Genomic DNA, 18,524 nt, shown 5'->3' with positions numbered 1-18,524 from the left:
GTCCAGGCCGTTTTCATTTGTGCTTCAGTGTCTTAGATAAAACTCCTGCTACGTAAGCTGAAGGTAAATTGCCGGTAAAGGCGCTTTGCTTAAGACTCGCCAGTGCTTATCGTTCAGCCTCATGTAAAAGAAGCCCACGCGCCCAATGGTTGATCACTCAATGCAATCCTCCGCTTCCCGTAGTCCCCGTCGCTGGCTGTTTGGCCTGCTGGTCCTGTTGGTCATCGCAGCCCTGTGCTGGAAGTTCTGGCCCACCGGCGAGGCCCAAAAAGAAAGCAGCGGGCAAAAAGCCGTCGCCGGGCACACCGGCAAGTCGGGAGGGATGCGTCCGGGGTTCGGCGGCGCTTCAGGGCCGGTGCCGGTGCGTGTGGCGCCAGCGGTCAAGGGTGACTTCCCCCTGTATTACAAGGCGCTGGGCACGGTCACGGCGCTCAACACCATCAATGTGCGCAGCCGCGTCGGTGGCGAATTGATGAAGATCCACTTTGAAGAAGGGCAGATGGTCAAAGCGGGTGACCTGCTGGCCGAGATCGACCCGCGTCCGTACCAGAATGCCTTGCTCCAGGCTGAAGGCACCTTGCTGCAGAATCAGGCGCAACTGAAAAACGCCCAGGTCGACGTTGATCGCTATCGCGGCCTGTACCGCGAAGACAGCATTGCCAAGCAGACCCTGGACACCGCCGAAGCGCTGGTCGGTCAGTTCCAGGGCACGGTCAAGACCAATCAGGCGGCGGTCAACGACGCCCGGCTCAATCTGGAATTCACCAGGATCCGCGCGCCGATTGCCGGGCGTGTCGGCCTGCGGCAGCTGGACGTCGGCAACCTGGTGGCGGCCAATGACACCACGGCACTGGCGATCATCACCCAGACCCAACCGATCAGCGTCGCCTTCACCCTGCCGGAAAACAGCCTCGAAACAGTGCTCGCTCGCTATCGCAGCGGCGCCAAGCTGCCCGCCGAGGCCTGGGATCGTGGCGATACAAGGCTGCAGGCCACCGGTGTGTTGCAAAGTCTGGACAACCAGATCGATGTCACCACCGGCACCCTTAAATTCAAGGCCCGTTACGAGAACCGCGACCAGTCGTTGTTTCCCAATCAGTTCGTCAACGTTCGCCTGCTGGCTGACACCCTCAAGGATGTCGTACTCGCGCCCTCCGCTGCCATTCAGTTCGGCACCAATGGCACCTTCGTCTATGCCCTGGATGGTGACAAGAAGGTCAAGATCCGCCAACTGAAGGTCGGCGCCAGCGACGGTGAAAACACTGTGGTTACCGAAGGCCTGCAGCCTGGCGACCGGGTCGTTCTCGAAGGCACGGACCGCCTTAAAGACGGCAGCGAAGTTGAAGTGGTCAACGACAGCCAGGACGTGCCCTCTACGCCAACCGGGAATCTGCAAGGCAAATCGGCGGTCGACGCGCTTGAGCCGGCGGCCCGCGACAGGGCGAAAAAGGGCGGCGCATGAATCTCTCGCGGCTGTTCATCCTTCGCCCGGTAGCCACTACCCTGAGCATGCTGGCCATTATCCTGGCCGGTGTGATCGCCTATCGCCTGCTGCCGGTATCGGCCTTGCCTCAGGTCGATTACCCGACCATTCGCGTCATGACCCTTTATCCCGGCGCCAGCCCGGATGTCATGACCAGCGCCGTGACGGCTCCGCTCGAGCGGCAGTTCGGGCAAATGCCTGGTCTGACCCAAATGGCCTCCACCAGCTCCGGCGGGGCGTCGGTGCTGACGTTGCGGTTCAGCCTCGACATCAACATGGATGTCGCCGAACAGCAAGTGCAGGCCGCGATCAACGCAGCGACCAACCTGCTGCCCAAGGATCTGCCGGCACCGCCGGTGTACAACAAGGTCAACCCGGCAGACACCCCGGTGCTGACCCTGGCGATAACCTCCAAGACCATGCTGCTGCCCAAGCTCAATGATCTGGTCGACACCCGCATGGCGCAGAAAATCGCCCAGATCAGCGGCGTCGGCATGGTCAGCATTGCCGGCGGCCAGCGTCAGGCCGTGCGCATCAAGGTCAACCCCGAAGCCCTGGCGGCCAACGGCCTGAACCTGTCGGACGTGCGCACCCTGATCGGCGCCTCCAACGTCAACCAGCCCAAAGGCAATTTCGACGGCCCGACCCGGGTCTCGATGCTCGATGCCAACGATCAACTGACCTCGCCCAAGGACTACGCCAATCTGATCCTGGCCTATGCCAACGGTGCGCCGTTGCGGCTCAAGGATGTGGCGCAAATCGTCGACGGGGCGGAGAACGAGCGTCTGGCCGCGTGGGCCAACGAAAACCAGGCCGTACTGTTGAACATCCAGCGTCAGCCCGGCGCCAACGTCATAGAGGTGGTGGACCGGATCAAGGCCCTGCTGCCGAGCATCACCGACAACCTGCCGGCCGGTCTCGACGTCGTTGTGTTGACCGACCGCACCCAGACCATCCGCGCTTCGGTCAAGGACGTGCAGCACGAACTGCTGATCGCCATCGCGCTGGTGGTCATGGTGACGTTCCTGTTCCTGCGCCGGGCCAGCGCCACAATCATTCCTTCGGTGGCCGTGCCACTGTCGCTGATCGGTACCTTCGGCGTGATGTACCTGGCCGGGTTCTCGGTGAACAACCTGACCCTGATGGCCCTGACCATCGCCACCGGCTTCGTGGTGGATGATGCGATCGTCATGCTGGAGAACATTTCCCGCTTCATCGAAGAAGGTGACAGCCCGTTGAATGCGGCACTCAAGGGCGCCAAACAGATCGGCTTCACTCTGATTTCCCTGACCCTGTCACTGATCGCCGTGCTGATCCCGCTGCTGTTCATGGCGGACGTGGTAGGGCGGTTGTTCCGCGAGTTCGCCATCACCCTGGCAGTGGCGATCCTGATTTCCCTGGTGGTCTCCCTGACCCTGACGCCGATGATGTGCGCCCGGCTGCTCAAGCGTGAGCCCAAGGAAGAAGAGCAGGGCCGTTTCTATCGCGCCAGCGGTGCCGCCATCGACTGGATGATTGCCGCGTACGGGCGCAAGTTGCAGTGGGTGCTCAAGCATCAACCGCTGACCCTGATGGTGGCCATCGGCACCCTGGCGCTGACGGTGTTTCTGTACCTGATTGTGCCTAAAGGCTTCTTTCCGGTGCAGGACACCGGGGTGATCCAGGGGATTTCCGAGGCCCCCCAATCGATTTCCTTCGCGGCCATGAGCGAGCGCCAGCAGCAACTGGCCAAGGTGATCCTGGCTGATCCGGCGGTCGAAAGCCTGTCGTCCTACATTGGCGTGGACGGCGATAACTCGACGCTCAACAGCGGTCGCATGCTGATCAACCTCAAGTCTCACGGTGATCGGGACCTGAGCGCGACTGAAATCATCGCGCGCCTGCAGCCGGAGGTCGACAAGCTGGTCGGCATCCGCCTGTTCATGCAACCGGTACAGGACCTGACCATTGAAGACCGGGTCAGCCGTACGCAGTACCAGTTCAGCATGTCGTCACCAGACTCGCAGCTGTTGAGCCTGTGGAGCGGGCGCCTGGTAGACGCCCTCAAAGACCGGCCGGAGCTGACCGACGTTGCCAGCGACCTGCAGGACAAAGGCCTGCAGGTCTATCTGGTGATCGACCGCGACGCCGCCTCGCGGGTCGGTGTATCGGTGTCGAACATCACCGATGCCCTGTACGACGCTTTCGGCCAGCGGCAGATTTCCACGATCTACACCCAGGCCAGCCAGTACCGCGTGGTCCTGCAATCGCAGTCCGGAGAGAAGCTGGGGCCGCAGGCGCTGGATCAGATTCACGTCAAGACCACCGATGGCGGCCAGGTGCGCTTGTCCAGCCTGGCGCACATTGAGGAGCGCCAGGCGCAACTGGCGATCACCCACATCGGCCAGTTTCCAGCGGTGATGATGTCCTTCAACCTGGCGCCCGGCGTGGCGCTGGGGCATGCAGTAGAGGTCATCGAGCAGGTGCAGCAGGACATCGGCATGCCGCTTGGCGTACAGACCCAGTTCCAGGGCGCGGCCGAGGCTTTCCAGGCGTCGCTCTCGAGTACCTTGCTGCTGATTCTGGCGGCGGTGGTGACCATGTACATCGTGCTGGGCGTGCTGTACGAGAGCTACATCCATCCGATCACCATTCTCTCGACCCTGCCGTCGGCCGCGGTCGGCGCTTTGCTGGCGCTGATTCTCAGTGGCAATGACCTGGGCATGATCGCGATCATCGGCATCATCCTCCTGATCGGCATCGTCAAGAAGAACGCGATCATGATGATCGACTTCGCCCTCGACGCCGAGCGCAATCAGGGGATGGACCCGCAGACGGCGATCTATCAGGCTGCATTGCTGCGCTTCCGGCCGATCCTGATGACCACCCTGGCGGCGTTGTTCGGTGCGGTGCCGCTGATGCTGGCCACCGGTTCCGGTGCCGAGTTGCGCCAGCCGTTGGGGCTGGTGATGGTCGGTGGGTTGTTGCTGAGCCAGGTCTTGACCCTGTTCACCACGCCGGTGATCTACCTGTACTTCGACCGCCTGGGGCGGCGCTGGGGCCGCAAGCCTGAGTCAATGGAAGCGGTAGAACAGCCATGAACCTCTCCGGCCCCTTCATCAAGCGCCCGGTCGCCACCATGCTGCTGAGCCTGGCGATCATGTTGCTGGGCGGCGTCAGCTTCGGCCTGTTACCCGTGTCGCCGCTGCCGCAAATCGACTTCCCGGTGATCGTGGTCCAGGCCAGCCTGCCTGGCGCTAGCCCCGAGGTCATGGCTTCCACCGTGGCCACTCCGCTTGAACGCTCCTTCGGCACCATCGCCGGGGTCAACACCATGAGCAGCCGCTCCAGCCAGGGCTCGACCCGGGTGATCCTGCAATTTGACCTCGACCGTGATATCAACGGCGCGGCGCGGGAAGTCCAGGCGGCCATCAACGCCTCGCGCACGCTGCTGCCCAGCGGGATGCGCAGCATGCCGACCTACAAGAAGGTCAACCCGTCCCAGGCGCCGATCATGGTGCTGTCGCTGACCTCGGATGTGCTGGAAAAGGGCCAGCTCTATGACCTTGCCTCGACCATCCTGTCCCAGAGCCTGTCCCAGGTGCAGGGCGTCGGTGAAGTGCAGATCGGCGGCAGCTCCTTGCCCGCGGTGCGCATCGAGCTCGAACCCCAGGCGCTCAATCAGTACGGCGTGGCTCTGGATGATGTACGCAACACCATCGCCAATGCCAACGTGCGCCGGCCCAAGGGTTCGGTCGAGGATGATCAGCGCCTGTGGCAGGTCCAGGCCAACGACCAGCTGGAAAAAGCCAAAGACTACGAATCGCTGATCATCCACTACAACGGCGGCGCGGCGTTGCGCCTGAAGGATGTGGCCAAAGTCAGCGATGGCGTGGAGGACCGCTACAACAGCGGTTTTTTCAACGATGACGCAGCGGTGCTGCTGGTGATCAACCGGCAGGCCGGCGCCAACATCATCGAGACGGTGAACGAGATCAAGGCCCAGTTACCTGCGTTGCAGGCAGTGCTGCCGGCCAGCGTCAAACTGAACCTGGCCATGGACCGTTCACCGGTGATCAAGGCGACGCTGCACGAAGCGGAAATGACCTTGCTGATTGCCGTCACCCTGGTGATCCTGGTGGTGTTCCTGTTCCTCGGTAACTTCCGGGCGTCGCTGATCCCGACCCTGGCGGTGCCGGTGTCGCTGGTGGGTACGTTCGCGGTCATGTACCTCTACGGTTTCTCCCTGAACAACCTGTCGTTGATGGCGCTGATCCTGGCCACCGGGCTGGTGGTGGATGATGCCATCGTGGTGCTGGAGAACATTTCCCGGCATATCGACGAAGGCGTGCGGCCGATGAAGGCGGCGTACCTTGGGGCGCAGGAAGTGGGTTTCACCTTGCTGTCGATGAACGTCTCGCTGGTGGCGGTGTTCCTGTCGATCCTGTTCATGGGCGGCATCATCGAGAGCCTGTTCCGTGAGTTTTCCATCACCCTGGCCGCTTCCATCGTGGTGTCGCTGGTGGTCTCGCTGACCTTGACGCCGATGCTCTGCGCGCGCTGGCTCAAGCCGCATGTGCCAGGGCAGGAGAATCGATTGCAACGCTGGAGCCGGCGGGCCAACGACTGGATGGTCGGTAAATATGCCACCAGCCTCGACTGGGTCTTGCGTCATCGGCGCCTGACTTTGCTCAGTTTGTTCGTGACTATTGGCGTTAACATTGCGCTGTATATCATTGTTCCTAAAACATTTTTGCCTCAGCAAGATACCGGGCAACTGATCGGTTTCGTGCGCGGCGATGATGGTCTGTCGTTCAGCGTGATGCAGCCGAAAATGGAAATCTTCCGCCGTGCGGCACTCAAGGATGACGCGGTGGAAAGCGTCGCCGGTTTCATCGGCGGAAGCAACGGCACCAACAACGCCTTCATGCTGGTGCGGCTCAAGCCGATCAAGGAACGCAGCATTTCCGCGCAAAAAGTCATCGAACGCCTGCGCAAGGAAATGCCCAAGGTCCCTGGCGCGCAACTGATGCTGATGGCCGACCAGGACTTGCAGTTCGGCGGTGGCCGGGAGCAGACCTCGTCGCAGTACAGCTATATCCTGCAAAGCGGTGACCTGGGGGCGTTGCGCGAGTGGTATCCGAAAGTCGTCACCGCGCTCAAGGCCTTGCCGGAGCTGACGGCGATCGATGCTCGCGAAGGCCGGGGCGCGCAGCAGGTTACCCTGATCGTCGATCGCGATCAGGCCAAGCGCCTGGGGGTCGACATGGACATGGTTACCTCGGTGTTGAACAACGCCTACAGCCAGAGGCAGATCTCCACCATCTACGACAGTCTCAACCAGTATCAGGTGGTGATGGAGGTCAATCCGAAGTACGCCCAGGACCCGATCACCCTCAAACAGGTCCAGGTGATTACCGCCGACGGTGCGCGAATTCCGCTGTCGACCATCGCCCATTATGAGAACAGCCTGGAAGACGATCGGGTCAGCCACGAAGGCCAGTTCGCCTCGGAAAGCATTGCTTTCGACATGGCCGAAGGGGTGACGGTGGAGCAGGGCAGTGCAGCCATTGAGCGGGCGATTGCCAAGTTGGGTTTGCCGGAGGACGTGATCGCGAAAATGGCCGGCACTGCCGATGCCTTCGCCGCGGCCCAGAAGAGCCAGCCGTGGATGATCCTCGGGGCGCTGGTGGCGGTGTACCTGGTGCTGGGTGTGCTGTATGAAAGCTACATCCATCCATTGACGATTCTGTCGACCTTGCCGTCCGCCGGGGTCGGCGCGTTGCTGTCGATCTATGTATTGGGTGGCGAATTCAGCCTGATCTCGTTACTGGGGCTGTTCCTGCTGATCGGCGTGGTAAAGAAAAACGCCATTCTGATGATCGACCTTGCGCTGCAACTGGAGCGCCAGCAAGCCATGGCGCCACTGGAGTCGATTCGCAGTGCCTGCCTGCAACGTCTGCGTCCTATCCTGATGACCACCCTGGCGGCGATTCTGGGGGCCGTGCCGTTGTTGCTCAGCCGTGCCGAAGGGGCGGAAATGCGCCAGCCCCTGGGCCTGACCATCATCGGCGGGTTGATCTTCAGCCAGGTGCTGACTCTCTACACCACCCCGGTGGTTTACCTCTATCTCGACAAACTGCGCCATCGCTTCAACCACTGGCGTGGTGTGCGTACCGATGCTGCTCTGGAAACTCCGCTATGACTGACCGTTCGCTGTTCAACCTGGCTGCACCGCTGATCACCGCCCGAGGCTCGCGGTTGCTGAGCTTGTCGCTGTGTGTAGCGTTGCTCAGTGCCTGCGCCATCGGCCCGGACTACCAGCGTCCGCAAGCCGCCGCGCCGGCACAGTACAAGGCTGCGCCAGGCTGGCGTCAGGCCAGCCCGAGTGACGCTCTCGCTCGCGGTGCGTGGTGGGAGCTGTATGGCGATCGGCAACTCAATGGCCTGATCGAACGACTCAATAGCTCGAACCAGACCGTGGCTCAGTCCGAAGCCCAGTATCGCCAGGCTCAGGCCCTGGTGCGCAGCGCCCGTGGCGCGTTTTTCCCGACAGTGGATCTGACTGTCGGAAAGAACCGCTCCAGCCAGGGCACCGGCAGCAGCAGCTCCAGCCTCAGCAGTTCCTCCAGTGGCATCCGTGATACTTACACGGCACAGGCCGGAGTGAGCTGGGAAGCGGATATCTGGGGTAAGTTGCGCCGGGGCCTGGAAGCCGACACCGCCAATGCCCAGGCCAGTTTTGCCGACCTTGCGGCCATGCGTCTGAGCCAGCAATCGGAGCTGGTGCAGAACTACCTGCAATTACGGGTGATTGATGAGCAGAAACGCTTGCTCGAGGCCACCGTCGAGGCCTATCAGCGCTCGCTCAAAATGACCGAAAACCAGTATCGTGCCGGCGTTTCCGGCAAGGATGCCGTGGCCCAGGCGCAGACCCAGCTCAAGAGCACCGAGGCCGACATGATCGACCTGATCTGGCAACGCGCACAGTTCGAGAATGCCATTGCGGTGCTGATCGGCGTACCGCCAGCCGAATTCGGGCTGGGGCAAACCCAGGACATCCCGCAATTGCCGCAAGTGCCTCTGGCGCTGCCATCGCAATTGCTCGAACGACGCCCGGACATTGCTTCGGCGGAGCGCTCGGTGATTGCCGCCAACGCCAACATCGGCGTAGCCAAGGCTGCGTACTACCCGGACCTTACCCTGAGCATGAACGGTGGCTACAGCAGCAGCACCTCGAACAATCTGTTCAGCGTGCCGAACCGTTTCTGGTCGGTCGGGCCGCAACTGGCCATGACCCTGTTCGATGGCGGCCAGCGCTCGGCGGAAGTGGACCGCAGCGAAGCGGCCTATGACGAAACCGTGGCCAAGTACCGGCAGACGGTGCTCGATGGTTTTCGAGAAGTGGAAAACTACCTGGTGCAGCTCAAGGTACTGCAGGACGAGGCTGTCGTGCGCCAGCAGGCGCTGGATGCGGCCCGTGAGTCCTTGCGCCTGACCCGCAACCAGTACAAGGCCGGTCTGATTGCATACCTCGATGTGGTGGTGACCCAGGCGACGGCGTTGAACAACGAACGCAGTGCGCTGGACCTGCAGCAGAGCCGGTTGATTGCCAGCGTCCAGTTGATTGCAGCCTTGGGTGGTGGCTGGGACGGGCAGCTTGAGGACCGCGACAGCCAATGAACAAACTCCGCCAGGAGGGCCCGGTCGGTGGCGAGGGGGCGTATCGCAACGTTCCTTCACCTCAGTCAAACGCCCGGCAGCCCCTGCGCAAGAGTCACCTCATGCACGATTCGTACACACGGCCGCGCCATTCCCAACTTAACCCTCTACCTTAAAACAAACGTTTTATCGAAATGATGGCAGTTTGCTAGTTTTGTCGGTACGTTCATTCGCGTAATCTGTACAACCTAGATAGTTTTCAGGCGGTGAATGGCATTCATTCCCGGTGGCAATCGCGAGAAGACTCATGCTCATCGGTAACTATTCACCCACACTGGTTATCATTTCCCTCTGTGTAGCGATCCTGGCGTCATACACCGCACTTGATCTGTCCGGGCGTATCGCCACTGCCAAGGGCCGGGCCGCGCACTTATGGACGGTGGGCGGCGCGATTGCCATGGGCGTCGGGGTTTGGTCGATGCACTTTATCGGCATGCTCGCGTTCAAGCTCCCGATCCGACTGGGCTACGACATCCCCATTACGCTGCTGTCGTTGTTGATCGGCGTTCTTTCCTGCGGTTTCGCCCTATGGCTGGTCAGCCAGCCGCGACTGCCCGCCTGGCAACTGTCATTCGGTGCACTGGTCATGGGGGCCGGTATCTGTGCCATGCATTACACCGGCATGGCCGCGATGCGCATGCAACCGGGCATTGATTACGACCCGACGCTGTTCGGCGCATCGCTGATCATCGCGGTGGGCGCCTCGGGTGCGGCGCTGTGGATCGCCTTTCGCCTGCGCCAGCACGCACCTTACGTGCGTGTGATCCGTGCCGGTGCGGCGGTGATCATGGGTATCGCCATCGTCGGCATGCACTACACCGGCATGGCCGCGGCGCGCTTTGCCGACGGCAGCTTTTGCGGGGCGGCCGCCACCGGCCTGAATGGCAAGGGCCTGGATAACCTGGTGCTGATCACCACATTGGCGGTATTGAGCATTGCCTTGCTGACTTCGATCCTCGATGCGCGACTGGCCCGTACCGCGAGCCTTGCGCAGTCGCTGACCGTGGCAAACCGTGAACTGACCCAACTGGCCTCGCATGACACCTTGACCGGTCTGCCAAATCGTATGTTGCTCGCTGAGCGAATCGATCAGGCGATGGCGCGAGTGCAGGAGGAGGGCGGCTGCATTGCACTGATGTTCATCGACCTGGATGGCTTCAAACCGGTTAATGATGCCTTCGGGCACCACATGGGTGATCTATTGCTGCGCGAAGTCGCCCTGCGCCTGCGCGAGGATCTGCGCAGCAACGACACCCTGGCGCGTATCGGTGGCGATGAGTTCGTGCTACTGGTGCGACTGGCCAGACAGAATGACGCCTTGATTCTCGCCGCTCGACAGGTCGGTTTGATCGCTCGTTCGTTCCGGGTCAACGAACATGATTTGCAGATATCCGCCAGCATCGGGATCGCGCTCTATCCGGGCAATGGCCAGACCGCCCACGAATTGCTGACCAATGCCGATGCGGCGATGTATCAAGCCAAAGGCGCAGGTAAAAACGGCTACAGCTTTTTTGACGCTTCGATGAACAGTCTTGGGTGCGACCAACCGCAATTGCAGCAAGACCTGAGTCATGCCGTGGAACAGCAACAATTGCGCCTGCATTACCAGCCCAGGTTCGATGCCTCCAGTGGCCGCCCGGTGGGTGGCGAGGCACTGTTGCGCTGGGAGCACCCGACCCAGGGCTTGCTGCTGGCGGACAAATTCATCGACCTGGCGCAAAAGCCCGGCCTGATCATTTCGATCGGCGAGTGGATGCTCAATGAAGCTTGCCAGCAGATGCGCCAGTGGTACCTGCTGGGACACACCGGGTGGCGCATTGCGGTGAATCTTTCGGCTATCGAATTTTGCCACGCAGGTCTGGTTCAAAGTGTTGCCAAAGCGCTGGCCACCCATCAGTTGCCGCCCAATTGCCTGACCCTGCAAATCACTGAGACCACCGCCATGAGCGATGCCGATGCAAGTATGGTGGTGCTGCGGGAACTGTCGCAAATGGGTGTTGATCTGTGCATCAATGACTTTGGCTCCGGTTATTCGAGCCTTAAATACCTCAAGCGCCTGCCGGTCAACGAACTGAAGATCGACCGCAGCCTGGTCCGTGACCTGGAGCGCGACAGTGAGGACGCCGCCATTGTCTCGGCCATTGTCGCCCTCGGCCAGTCCCTGGGGTTGCGCATCGCCGCCGAAGGAGTGGAAACCGGATCGCAGCAGGATTTGCTGACCCGGCTCGGCTGCGAATCGCTGCAGGGTTGCCTGCTGGGACATCCGCTGCCGGCTGAGCGGTTCATGGTGGCAATTCATCGTGGGGAGCAGTTGGAGGCGGTTTGAACCTGCGCGTAATCTTTCATCGCGGCCAAGCCTCGCTACAGGTGACCGCATTCCCATGCAGGAGCGCGCATGCTCGCGATGGTGGTTAACGATTTCGCGGGGTGTCTGGTTCGCCGCGGTGGTCTTGAGTCCATCACGATCAGGCTCGCTTCAGGTTTTACATGGCCTGTAGCACCGAGGCTTGCCCGTGATGGCGTCAGCAGATGACATTGCTAGCGCCATGCAAAAACCTGAAATGGCGGTTATTCTTCCCCCGTACCGCTTAAGCGTTGATTGGGGAGAAAACTCACATGGATAAAGTCATCGTCATCACCGGCGGCAGCCGTGGTATCGGAGCCGCCACCGCGCTACTGGCTGCTGCGCAGGGCTACCGGATCTGCATCAACTATCTGGCCGACGAACAGGCGGCCCTTAGTGTGCTGGAGCAAGTGCGTGGCCTTGGCGCCCAGGCCATAGCCGTGCGGGCGGATGTCAGTATCGAAGACGAAGTGATCGCTTTGTTCAATCGGGTGGACAGTGAGCTGGGGCGGGTCACTGCATTGGTCAACAACGCCGGTACTGTCGGGCAGAAGTCCCGGGTCGACGAAATGTCGGAATTTCGTATTCTCAAAATCCTCAAGACCAACATTCTTGCGCCGATGCTTTGCGCCAAGCATGCGATCCTGCGCATGTCGCCCAAGCACGGCGGGCAGGGCGGCAGCATCGTCAACGTGTCCTCGGTGGCCGCCCGCCTGGGCGCGCCGAACGAGTACGTCGACTATGCCGCATCCAAGGGCGCACTGGACACCTTCACCATCGGCCTGTCCAAGGAAGTGGCGGGCGAGGGGATTCGGGTCAACGCGGTGCGTCCCGGTTACATCTATACCGATTTCCATGCACTGAGCGGTGATCCTGACCGGGTCAGCAAACTGGAGTCGGCGATCCCGATGGCGCGGGGTGGGCGTCCGGATGAAGTGGCCGAGGCGATTGTGTGGTTGCTGTCGGACAAGGCTTCTTATGCGACGGGGACTTTTGTTGATCTGGGCGGTGGGCGGTAGACAGACAACACCAAGCCTTCAGAAAGACCTGACTATCCTGCCCAAGGTCTCCATCGCCTTCTCGGCAGCCTCATCCCACGGGCTGCCATAATTCAACCGGATGCAATTGCTGAAACGCTGCGCCGGCGAAAAGATTGGCCCCGGCGCAATACTGATGCCCTGTGCCAGGGCCATCTGAAACAACTTCAGCGAATCCATCTGCGGCGGCAACTCCAGCCACAAAAAGTACCCGCCTGCTGGCTGGCTAACCCGCGTCTGTGCCGGGAAGTAGCGGGCGATGGCAGCGAGCATGGCGGTTTGCTGATCTTCCAGCGCTTGACGCAGTTTGCGCAGATGTCGGTCATATCCACCGTGCTGCAGATAATCGGCGATGGCAGCCTGGGCCGGCATCGAAGCGCACAGCGAAGTCATGAGCTTGAGCCGTTCGATCTTTTGCGCAAAGCGCCCGGCCGCAACCCAGCCGATGCGGTAACCCGGGGCCAGGCTTTTGGCGAACGAACCACAGTGCATCACCAATCCTTGGGTATCAAACGCCTTGGCCGGTTTGGGCGCCTGCTGGCCGTAATACAACTCGGCATAGACATCGTCTTCGATCAGTGGCACCAGGTGGCTGCGCAAGAGCTCCACCAGTTCCTGTTTCTTCGCCTCGGGCATGGTAGCGCCCATGGGGTTCTGAAAGCTGGTCATGCACCAGCAGGCTTTGATCGGGTGCCGCTCCAGGGTTTGCGCGAGTATGCCGAGGTCGATGCCGTCGCGCGGGTGTACCGGGATTTCCACGGCCTTGAGTTTCAAGCGCTCGAGGATTTGCAGGCAGGCGTAGAAAGCCGGGGCTTCGATCGCCACCAGATCACCGGGTTGAGTCACCGCTTGCAGGCACAGGTTGAGTGCCTCCAGGGCGCCGTTGGTGATCAGCAGTTCTTCCATGGGCAGCATCAGGCCGCCGACCATGTAGCGCAGGGCGATCTGTCGGCGCAAGTGCGGGTTTCCCGGGGACATGTCGGTGACCACCATGCGCGGGTCCATATCCCGCGTGGCACTGGCCAGCGAGCGTGACAGCCGTTGCAGCGGAAACAGGGTCGGGCTGGGGAAGGCCGAACCGAAGGGCACGGTATTGGGGTCCTTGATCGAATCGAGCACCGAGAACACCAGTTCGCTGACGTCGACTTCAGTGGTTTCGCTGACCTGACTGCTGATCACCGGCTCGGAAAACGGCATCGGCGCATGGGCGTTGACGAAATAGCCGGAACGCGGACGCGCACGGATCAGGCCGCGGCGCTCCAGCAGGTAGTAGGCCTGGAATACGGTGGAAGGGCTGACGCCGTAAGTCTGGCTGGCGTAGCGCACCGATGGTACGCGCTGGCCTGGGCCCAGGACGCCGCAGCGGATCAGTTCAGCGATGTCGTCGGCGAATTTTTCGTAGCGTTTCATCGGGGGCCTTGTTGCCAGTTGTGTTTGTGGTGTGTCAGGGGGAACTGCCCTCACCCTAACCCTCTCCCAGAGGGAGAGGGGACTGATCGTGGTGTTTGTCAGGAATACGGCGACCTGAATTATCCGGGCGAACTGAGGTTTAAAAAGCCCTCACCCTAACCCTCTCCCAGAGGTAGAGGGGACTGATCGTGGTGTTTGTCAGGAATAGGGCGACCTGAATTATCCGGGCGAACTGGGGTTTAAAAAACCTTCACCCTAACCCTCTCCCAGAGGGAGAGGGGACTGATCGTGGTGTTTGTCAGGAATACGGCGACCTGAATTATCCGGGCGAACTGGGGTTTAAAAAGCCCTCATCCTAACCCTCTCCCAGGGGTAGAGGGGACTGATCGTGGTGTTTGTCAGGAGTACGGCGACCTGAACTATTCAGGCGAACTCAGCTTTTGAAAACGCTGAAGATCGGCTCCCTTTCCCCTCGCCCCCTCTGGGGGAGAGGGATGGGCGGGCGGCGTTCCGATGAGGGGGCGGATTTTAGCCTCAACGATTCACCGGGGAAACAAACCGACTCTTCGCCACGCTGTAAATCTGCGGTTCGTCGCTGTCGATAACCTTGAAACTGATACTTTGTGAGCTGCTTCTCGGCCGTTCCGTGGTCATGGCCACCGACACCGGCACATCGACAATCTCCCCGGGAGCCAGGCTCAACCCGGTTTTGCCCTGCAACTCAAAGCCGTCGCCATCGACCAGTGTCAGCCGATAATCCTGACGCTGCTGTGTCTTGTTGATCACCTTCAGGCTATAGATATTCTCGATCTGCCCCTGGCTGTTTTCCCGGAACAGGCCGCGGTCCTTGCTGACGTCCAGCGACACCATCGGGCGCTCGACCAGTGCGACCACCAGTGCAGCGATCATCACCAGCAACACGGCGCCATAGCCAATCAAACGCGGACGCAGCAGGTGAGTCTTGCCACCCTGCAACTGATGCTCGGAGGTGTAGCTGATCAGCCCGCGGGCATAGCCCATCTTGTCCATGATCGAGTCGCAGGCGTCGATGCACGCCGCACAACCTATGCATTCCATTTGCAAGCCGTCGCGGATGTCGATGCCGGTCGGGCAGACCTGCACGCACAGTTGGCAGTCGATGCAATCGCCGAGGCCGACTTCGGCGGGTTTGACTTCGCGTTTGCGCGGGCCTCGGTTTTCGCCACGGGCCACGTCGTAGGAAATGGTCAGGGTGTCTTTGTCGAACATCACGCTCTGGAACCGTGCATAGGGGCACATGTGCATGCACACCGCTTCGCGCAGCCAGCCGGCATTGATATAGGTGGCGCCGGTAAAAAACAGCACCCAGAACAGGCTAGCACCGCTCATCTGCAGGGTCAGCAACTCTTCGGCGAGCGGGCGGATCGGTGTGAAATAGCCGACGAAGGTCAGGCCGGTCAGCAAGCTGATAGCCAGCCACAGCGTGTGTTTGGCCGAGCGGCGCATCAGCTTGTTCAGGCCCCAGGGCGCTGCTTGCAGTTTGATTCGCTGATTGCGTTCGCCTTCGGTGACTTTCTCGCACCACATGAAAATCCAGGTCCACGAACTCTGCGGGCAGGTGTAGCCGCACCAGACTCGGCCGGCAAACACCGTGATCGCGAACAGGCCGAACGCGGCGATGATCAACAGCGCCGAGAGCAGAATGAAATCCTGCGGCCAGAAGGTCGCACCAAATATGTGGAATTTGCTTTCGCCAAGATCCCATAGCACCGCCTGACGGCCCCCCCAATTCAGCCATACCGTGCCGAAAAACAGCAAAAACAGCAGGCCCGCGCCGCTGATGCGCAAGTTACGGTAAAGGCCGGTGAAACTGCGGGTGTGGATCAGGTTGTCGCTGGTTGCGGACTTCTTTTTCGTGCGTGAAGGCTCATAGGTTTCAACGGTTCGGACGGGGATTCTCTCGCTCATGGTCTTTCGCTCATCAGCCTCCATCAGGCATGAGCACTATGGGCGGTGATCTGTTTGCATAACAGACTCAGGTAAAGCAATAAAAAGCGGATCAGATGGCCTTTGAACGCTTGCCTGCGGCAAGTTGAAGCACCTTTTACTAGCAAGTACAGACGCCTGTATCAGACGTCTGCGTCGGGTGTTGATCAAGGTCCGTCAAACCACCGAATCACCGTCCGTTTCCTTCAAGTGCCGGCGGCCATCCACTGCGCCTGCTACGGTCAATGCGTCGGCTTCAGCTTCGGTGATGTAGATGCGCTGGCCGTTGAGATCCACCGCCGACATGGCTTTTTCTCCGTCGGTGATGATGGTCACATCGGGGCACAGGCGAATCTCTTCGCCATTTTCAGTGGTCAGGAAACAGGTCTGGTTTTCGATGCGCACGGTCATGGCGTGATCCTTTTTTTACAGGGGCCTGAAACATTAGGGCGTCAGCGCGGGTCATCGTTCTATGCAGCCGATTAATGGTCACTGCGATCACTCTCCAAGGCCCTCCAAGGCCCTTCATACAAGGACAACAACATGAACGCCTGGTGGCATGAAGTCTGGGCAACCCTGCAAGCGGAGTTCGCCGACATCGGCGATGCCTCACAGCTGACCCGGGTTACCGTGCGCCTGTTGACCGCTGCAGTGCTCGGCGGAATTCTAGGTTTCGAGCGTGAACACAAAGGCAAGGCTGCCGGGGTTCGTACCCACATGCTGGTAGCGATCGGTGCCGCATTGTTTGTGTTGGTCCCGCAGATGTCCGGCTCCCAGGCCGACGCCATGAGCCGGGTGATCCAGGGCGTCATCGCCGGCATCGGCTTCCTCTGCGCCGGCACCATCCTGAAAAACAACGAGGGCGACGAAGGCCACGTCCAGGGCCTGACCACCGCCGCCGGCCTGTGGATGACCGCCGCTATCGGTGTATCGGCGGGGTTGGGCAGGGAAGCGACGGCGGTGCTCAGTACATTGTTGGCGTTGGGGGTTTTCAGTGTGATGCCGAGGATCGTGAAGATGCTCGACAAAAATCCGCCCGTGTAGGAGCAGCCCTCGACAGTTCCTATACGGGCTAAACCATCACTGGTCAATGGTAGCGATTGTATTGTGAATGTGCGGTTAGTAGTTTGATTGTTGTTGCCAGTGTGCAGATAAAGAATAAGCTAATACAACATGCGATAGACATGCTTGTAGCCGGGTCGTCGGTCATTAAATGTTTTGCCAAGCTTAGAGGGTTCGTCCAGCTTATAAAATCTGTGATGTTGTTGGTGTCGGCGTCTGCCATGACCCCGGTTAGAACCAAGCATAATATTATGATAGCGGACAGTTCTCGAAAATGCCCTGTGCTTATGGGGAGAAATGTGATCAGTAAGCCGATACCGCAAAACATCAGAAAGCAAATGTATGAGCGTGCGACGATACTTGATAACTCTCCGAGTTCGAAGGCCCCGAAAGGCAGCTTTGTGGTCAGGTAAAAAATCAGGCAATAAAGAATTGATATTATAGAGTAGGCCACAAAATGGTTGATGATAAACGAGGCTTTTAATTTTTTACTGCAAAGGAAACAGCGAATGAATACGCTTTCTCGACATTTCACAACATCAGATGAATATCCGGAGAGTGCAAGGCTTAATGAGATGTAGGCATAAAACCAGCCTGTCTCCAAGGCGTAATCACTTTGAAGGCGGCTTGTGTCTTGCGCGAAGATCGTCAACAAGCAGAACAACGCGCAGGGTAATGCCAGAGCCCAGACAGCAGTCGCGGGATCCTTTGTGCATTCTTTTATAAGTCGTATCGAACGCGGAAAAACTAACGGCGCTTTAGGGGTTCTCATTGCAAGTCTCGCACTGATGGATTTTTTGTTGCTCCAGTGATTCAGTAGTCGAATGCGTGGAAGCTTGTTCGCGAGAAAGTGGGAGGCTTTTTGAAAGCTCATTTTTATTGAAATCGAATTGTCTGTGGTGTGCATGATCTTCCAGGTTTTTCAGGATCGAACTTTTTTCGATTTTCTCAGCAGGGTTTAACTTCGCATGGAAGTATAAAAGCTCGTAGTTGTATATTTTCAAGGTCAGCCCAACCTTCAGTCCAATACTCATTGGGCGCATATGTCAGTGCGCTCTCTGTCCGACTTTTCATCAAGCTAAAAAAATCATGGCTGTACGCTCAGGGCGGGTGCTGGCCTATGTAAACTCATGCAACATATTTTCGTAAGAGGCCAAAGGGTGAAAAGTGCAGTACCAGATTGGTACTACAAAACTTTAGGAAAAGTCGCACGGATATTGAAAGTGGAATTAATTCCTACAGGGGCAGGTGTAGGAACTACCGAAAGCTACCCAAGCTTGCGGCGGTTCCTACTGGGACTCATTCATCAACTGTCTTTAATTGGGCGTAACAATCACTGGCGGCATCGTTGTCGGTGGCTCTTCCCTGGGCGGCGGGACGGTGCCTGGAGGGTCCTGCTCCGGGACCGGTTGCGGATCGGTGGGGGGGATCACCGGGTCGTCGATGTTCGGGTCGGGTGTTTCGGCCGGGAATGGATTGGTCATGATTCGAGCCTCCAGTGGCACATGGCGTGAGTCGTGCT

The 18,524-nt window shown here is 59.6% G+C and carries 12 protein-coding genes; 7 read left to right on the top strand and 5 right to left on the bottom strand.

Annotated features, from left to right (window positions below; translation table 11 throughout):
- The first annotated feature begins 145 nt into the window (after positions 1 to 145).
- From ASE98_RS15780 to ASE98_RS15755, 6 genes are all read left to right on the top strand, one after another.
- On the top strand, positions 146 to 1,462 hold the full coding sequence (locus ASE98_RS15780; RefSeq protein WP_060542266.1) for an MdtA/MuxA family multidrug efflux RND transporter periplasmic adaptor subunit: 1,317 nt from the start codon (positions 146 to 148) through the stop codon (positions 1,460 to 1,462).
- Positions 1,459 to 4,563 (top strand): MdtB/MuxB family multidrug efflux RND transporter permease subunit, encoded by a 3,105-nt coding sequence (locus tag ASE98_RS15775; protein WP_060542265.1) that lies wholly within the window; start codon positions 1,459 to 1,461, stop codon positions 4,561 to 4,563. The genes ASE98_RS15780 and ASE98_RS15775 overlap by 4 nt, the downstream gene beginning before the upstream one ends.
- Positions 4,560 to 7,667, top strand: a complete 3,108-nt coding sequence (locus tag ASE98_RS15770) for an efflux RND transporter permease subunit (protein WP_060542264.1) — start codon at positions 4,560 to 4,562, stop codon at positions 7,665 to 7,667. Before ASE98_RS15775 ends, ASE98_RS15770 begins: the two co-directional genes overlap by 4 nt.
- Positions 7,664 to 9,145 (top strand): efflux transporter outer membrane subunit, encoded by a 1,482-nt coding sequence (locus ASE98_RS15765; protein ID WP_060542263.1) that lies wholly within the window; start codon positions 7,664 to 7,666, stop codon positions 9,143 to 9,145. The genes ASE98_RS15770 and ASE98_RS15765 overlap by 4 nt, the downstream gene beginning before the upstream one ends.
- A gap of 286 nt (positions 9,146 to 9,431) precedes the next feature.
- On the top strand, positions 9,432 to 11,510 hold the full coding sequence (locus tag ASE98_RS15760; RefSeq protein WP_060542262.1) for a putative bifunctional diguanylate cyclase/phosphodiesterase: 2,079 nt from the start codon (positions 9,432 to 9,434) through the stop codon (positions 11,508 to 11,510).
- Positions 11,511 to 11,800: 290 nt separating this feature from the next.
- Positions 11,801 to 12,547 carry an SDR family oxidoreductase gene (locus tag ASE98_RS15755; RefSeq protein ID WP_060542261.1) on the top strand — a complete coding sequence of 249 codons (747 nt, stop codon included), beginning with the start codon at positions 11,801 to 11,803 and terminating at the stop codon, positions 12,545 to 12,547.
- 18 nt (positions 12,548 to 12,565) lie between these two features.
- Here ASE98_RS15755 and mapR read toward each other — a convergent pair whose 3' ends face one another.
- From mapR to ASE98_RS15740, 3 genes are all read right to left on the bottom strand, one after another.
- Positions 12,566 to 13,975 (bottom strand): GntR family transcriptional regulator MpaR, encoded by a 1,410-nt coding sequence (gene mapR / locus ASE98_RS15750; RefSeq protein WP_060542260.1) that lies wholly within the window; start codon positions 13,973 to 13,975, stop codon positions 12,566 to 12,568.
- Between the two features lie 534 nt (positions 13,976 to 14,509).
- The gene (gene ccoG, locus ASE98_RS15745) at positions 14,510 to 15,922 is read right to left on the bottom strand and encodes a cytochrome c oxidase accessory protein CcoG (RefSeq protein WP_060542259.1); all 1,413 of its coding nucleotides are present in this window, start codon (positions 15,920 to 15,922) and stop codon (positions 14,510 to 14,512) included.
- Positions 15,923 to 16,117: 195 nt separating this feature from the next.
- Positions 16,118 to 16,351, bottom strand: a complete 234-nt coding sequence (locus ASE98_RS15740) for a DUF3203 family protein (protein WP_060542258.1) — start codon at positions 16,349 to 16,351, stop codon at positions 16,118 to 16,120.
- 132 nt (positions 16,352 to 16,483) lie between these two features.
- On the opposite strand from ASE98_RS15740, the gene ASE98_RS15735 reads away from it, so the two are divergent.
- Complete coding sequence (locus tag ASE98_RS15735) at positions 16,484 to 16,984, top strand: MgtC/SapB family protein (RefSeq protein ID WP_060542257.1); 501 nt, start codon at positions 16,484 to 16,486, stop codon at positions 16,982 to 16,984.
- A gap of 43 nt (positions 16,985 to 17,027) precedes the next feature.
- Here ASE98_RS15735 and ASE98_RS26640 read toward each other — a convergent pair whose 3' ends face one another.
- Positions 17,028 to 17,909, bottom strand: coding sequence for an ABC transporter permease (locus ASE98_RS26640; RefSeq protein ID WP_156465516.1), 882 nt, complete (start codon positions 17,907 to 17,909; stop codon positions 17,028 to 17,030).
- 409 nt (positions 17,910 to 18,318) lie between these two features.
- Complete coding sequence (locus ASE98_RS26960; protein ID WP_177336977.1) at positions 18,319 to 18,486, bottom strand: hypothetical protein; 168 nt, start codon at positions 18,484 to 18,486, stop codon at positions 18,319 to 18,321.
- Positions 18,487 to 18,524: the final 38 nt, after the last annotated feature.

Origin of the sequence: Pseudomonas sp. Leaf48 (assembly GCF_001421885.1) — a bacterium.
Lineage (GTDB): Bacteria > Pseudomonadota > Gammaproteobacteria > Pseudomonadales > Pseudomonadaceae > Aquipseudomonas.
Note: the sequence above shows the minus strand (reverse complement) of the source record. Positions and strands in the feature narration are given on the sequence as shown.

Bases quoted from the DNA above. Each gene is read 5' to 3' on its own strand.
- ccoG (WP_060542259.1), bottom strand. From the start codon at position 15,922: ATGAGCGAGAGAATCCCCGTCCGAACCGTTGAAACCTATGAGCCTTCA.
- ASE98_RS15735 (WP_060542257.1), top strand. From the start codon at position 16,484: ATGAACGCCTGGTGGCATGAAGTCTGGGCAACCCTGCAAGCGGAGTTC.
- ASE98_RS15740 (WP_060542258.1), bottom strand. From the start codon at position 16,351: ATGACCGTGCGCATCGAAAACCAGACCTGTTTCCTGACCACTGAAAAT.
- ASE98_RS15760 (WP_060542262.1), top strand. From the start codon at position 9,432: ATGCTCATCGGTAACTATTCACCCACACTGGTTATCATTTCCCTCTGT.
- ASE98_RS26640 (WP_156465516.1), bottom strand. From the start codon at position 17,909: ATGCACACCACAGACAATTCGATTTCAATAAAAATGAGCTTTCAAAAA.
- ASE98_RS15770 (WP_060542264.1), top strand. From the start codon at position 4,560: ATGAACCTCTCCGGCCCCTTCATCAAGCGCCCGGTCGCCACCATGCTG.
- mapR (WP_060542260.1), bottom strand. From the start codon at position 13,975: ATGAAACGCTACGAAAAATTCGCCGACGACATCGCTGAACTGATCCGC.
- ASE98_RS26960 (WP_177336977.1), bottom strand. From the start codon at position 18,486: ATGACCAATCCATTCCCGGCCGAAACACCCGACCCGAACATCGACGAC.
- ASE98_RS15775 (WP_060542265.1), top strand. From the start codon at position 1,459: ATGAATCTCTCGCGGCTGTTCATCCTTCGCCCGGTAGCCACTACCCTG.
- ASE98_RS15755 (WP_060542261.1), top strand. From the start codon at position 11,801: ATGGATAAAGTCATCGTCATCACCGGCGGCAGCCGTGGTATCGGAGCC.
- ASE98_RS15765 (WP_060542263.1), top strand. From the start codon at position 7,664: ATGACTGACCGTTCGCTGTTCAACCTGGCTGCACCGCTGATCACCGCC.
- ASE98_RS15780 (WP_060542266.1), top strand. From the start codon at position 146: ATGGTTGATCACTCAATGCAATCCTCCGCTTCCCGTAGTCCCCGTCGC.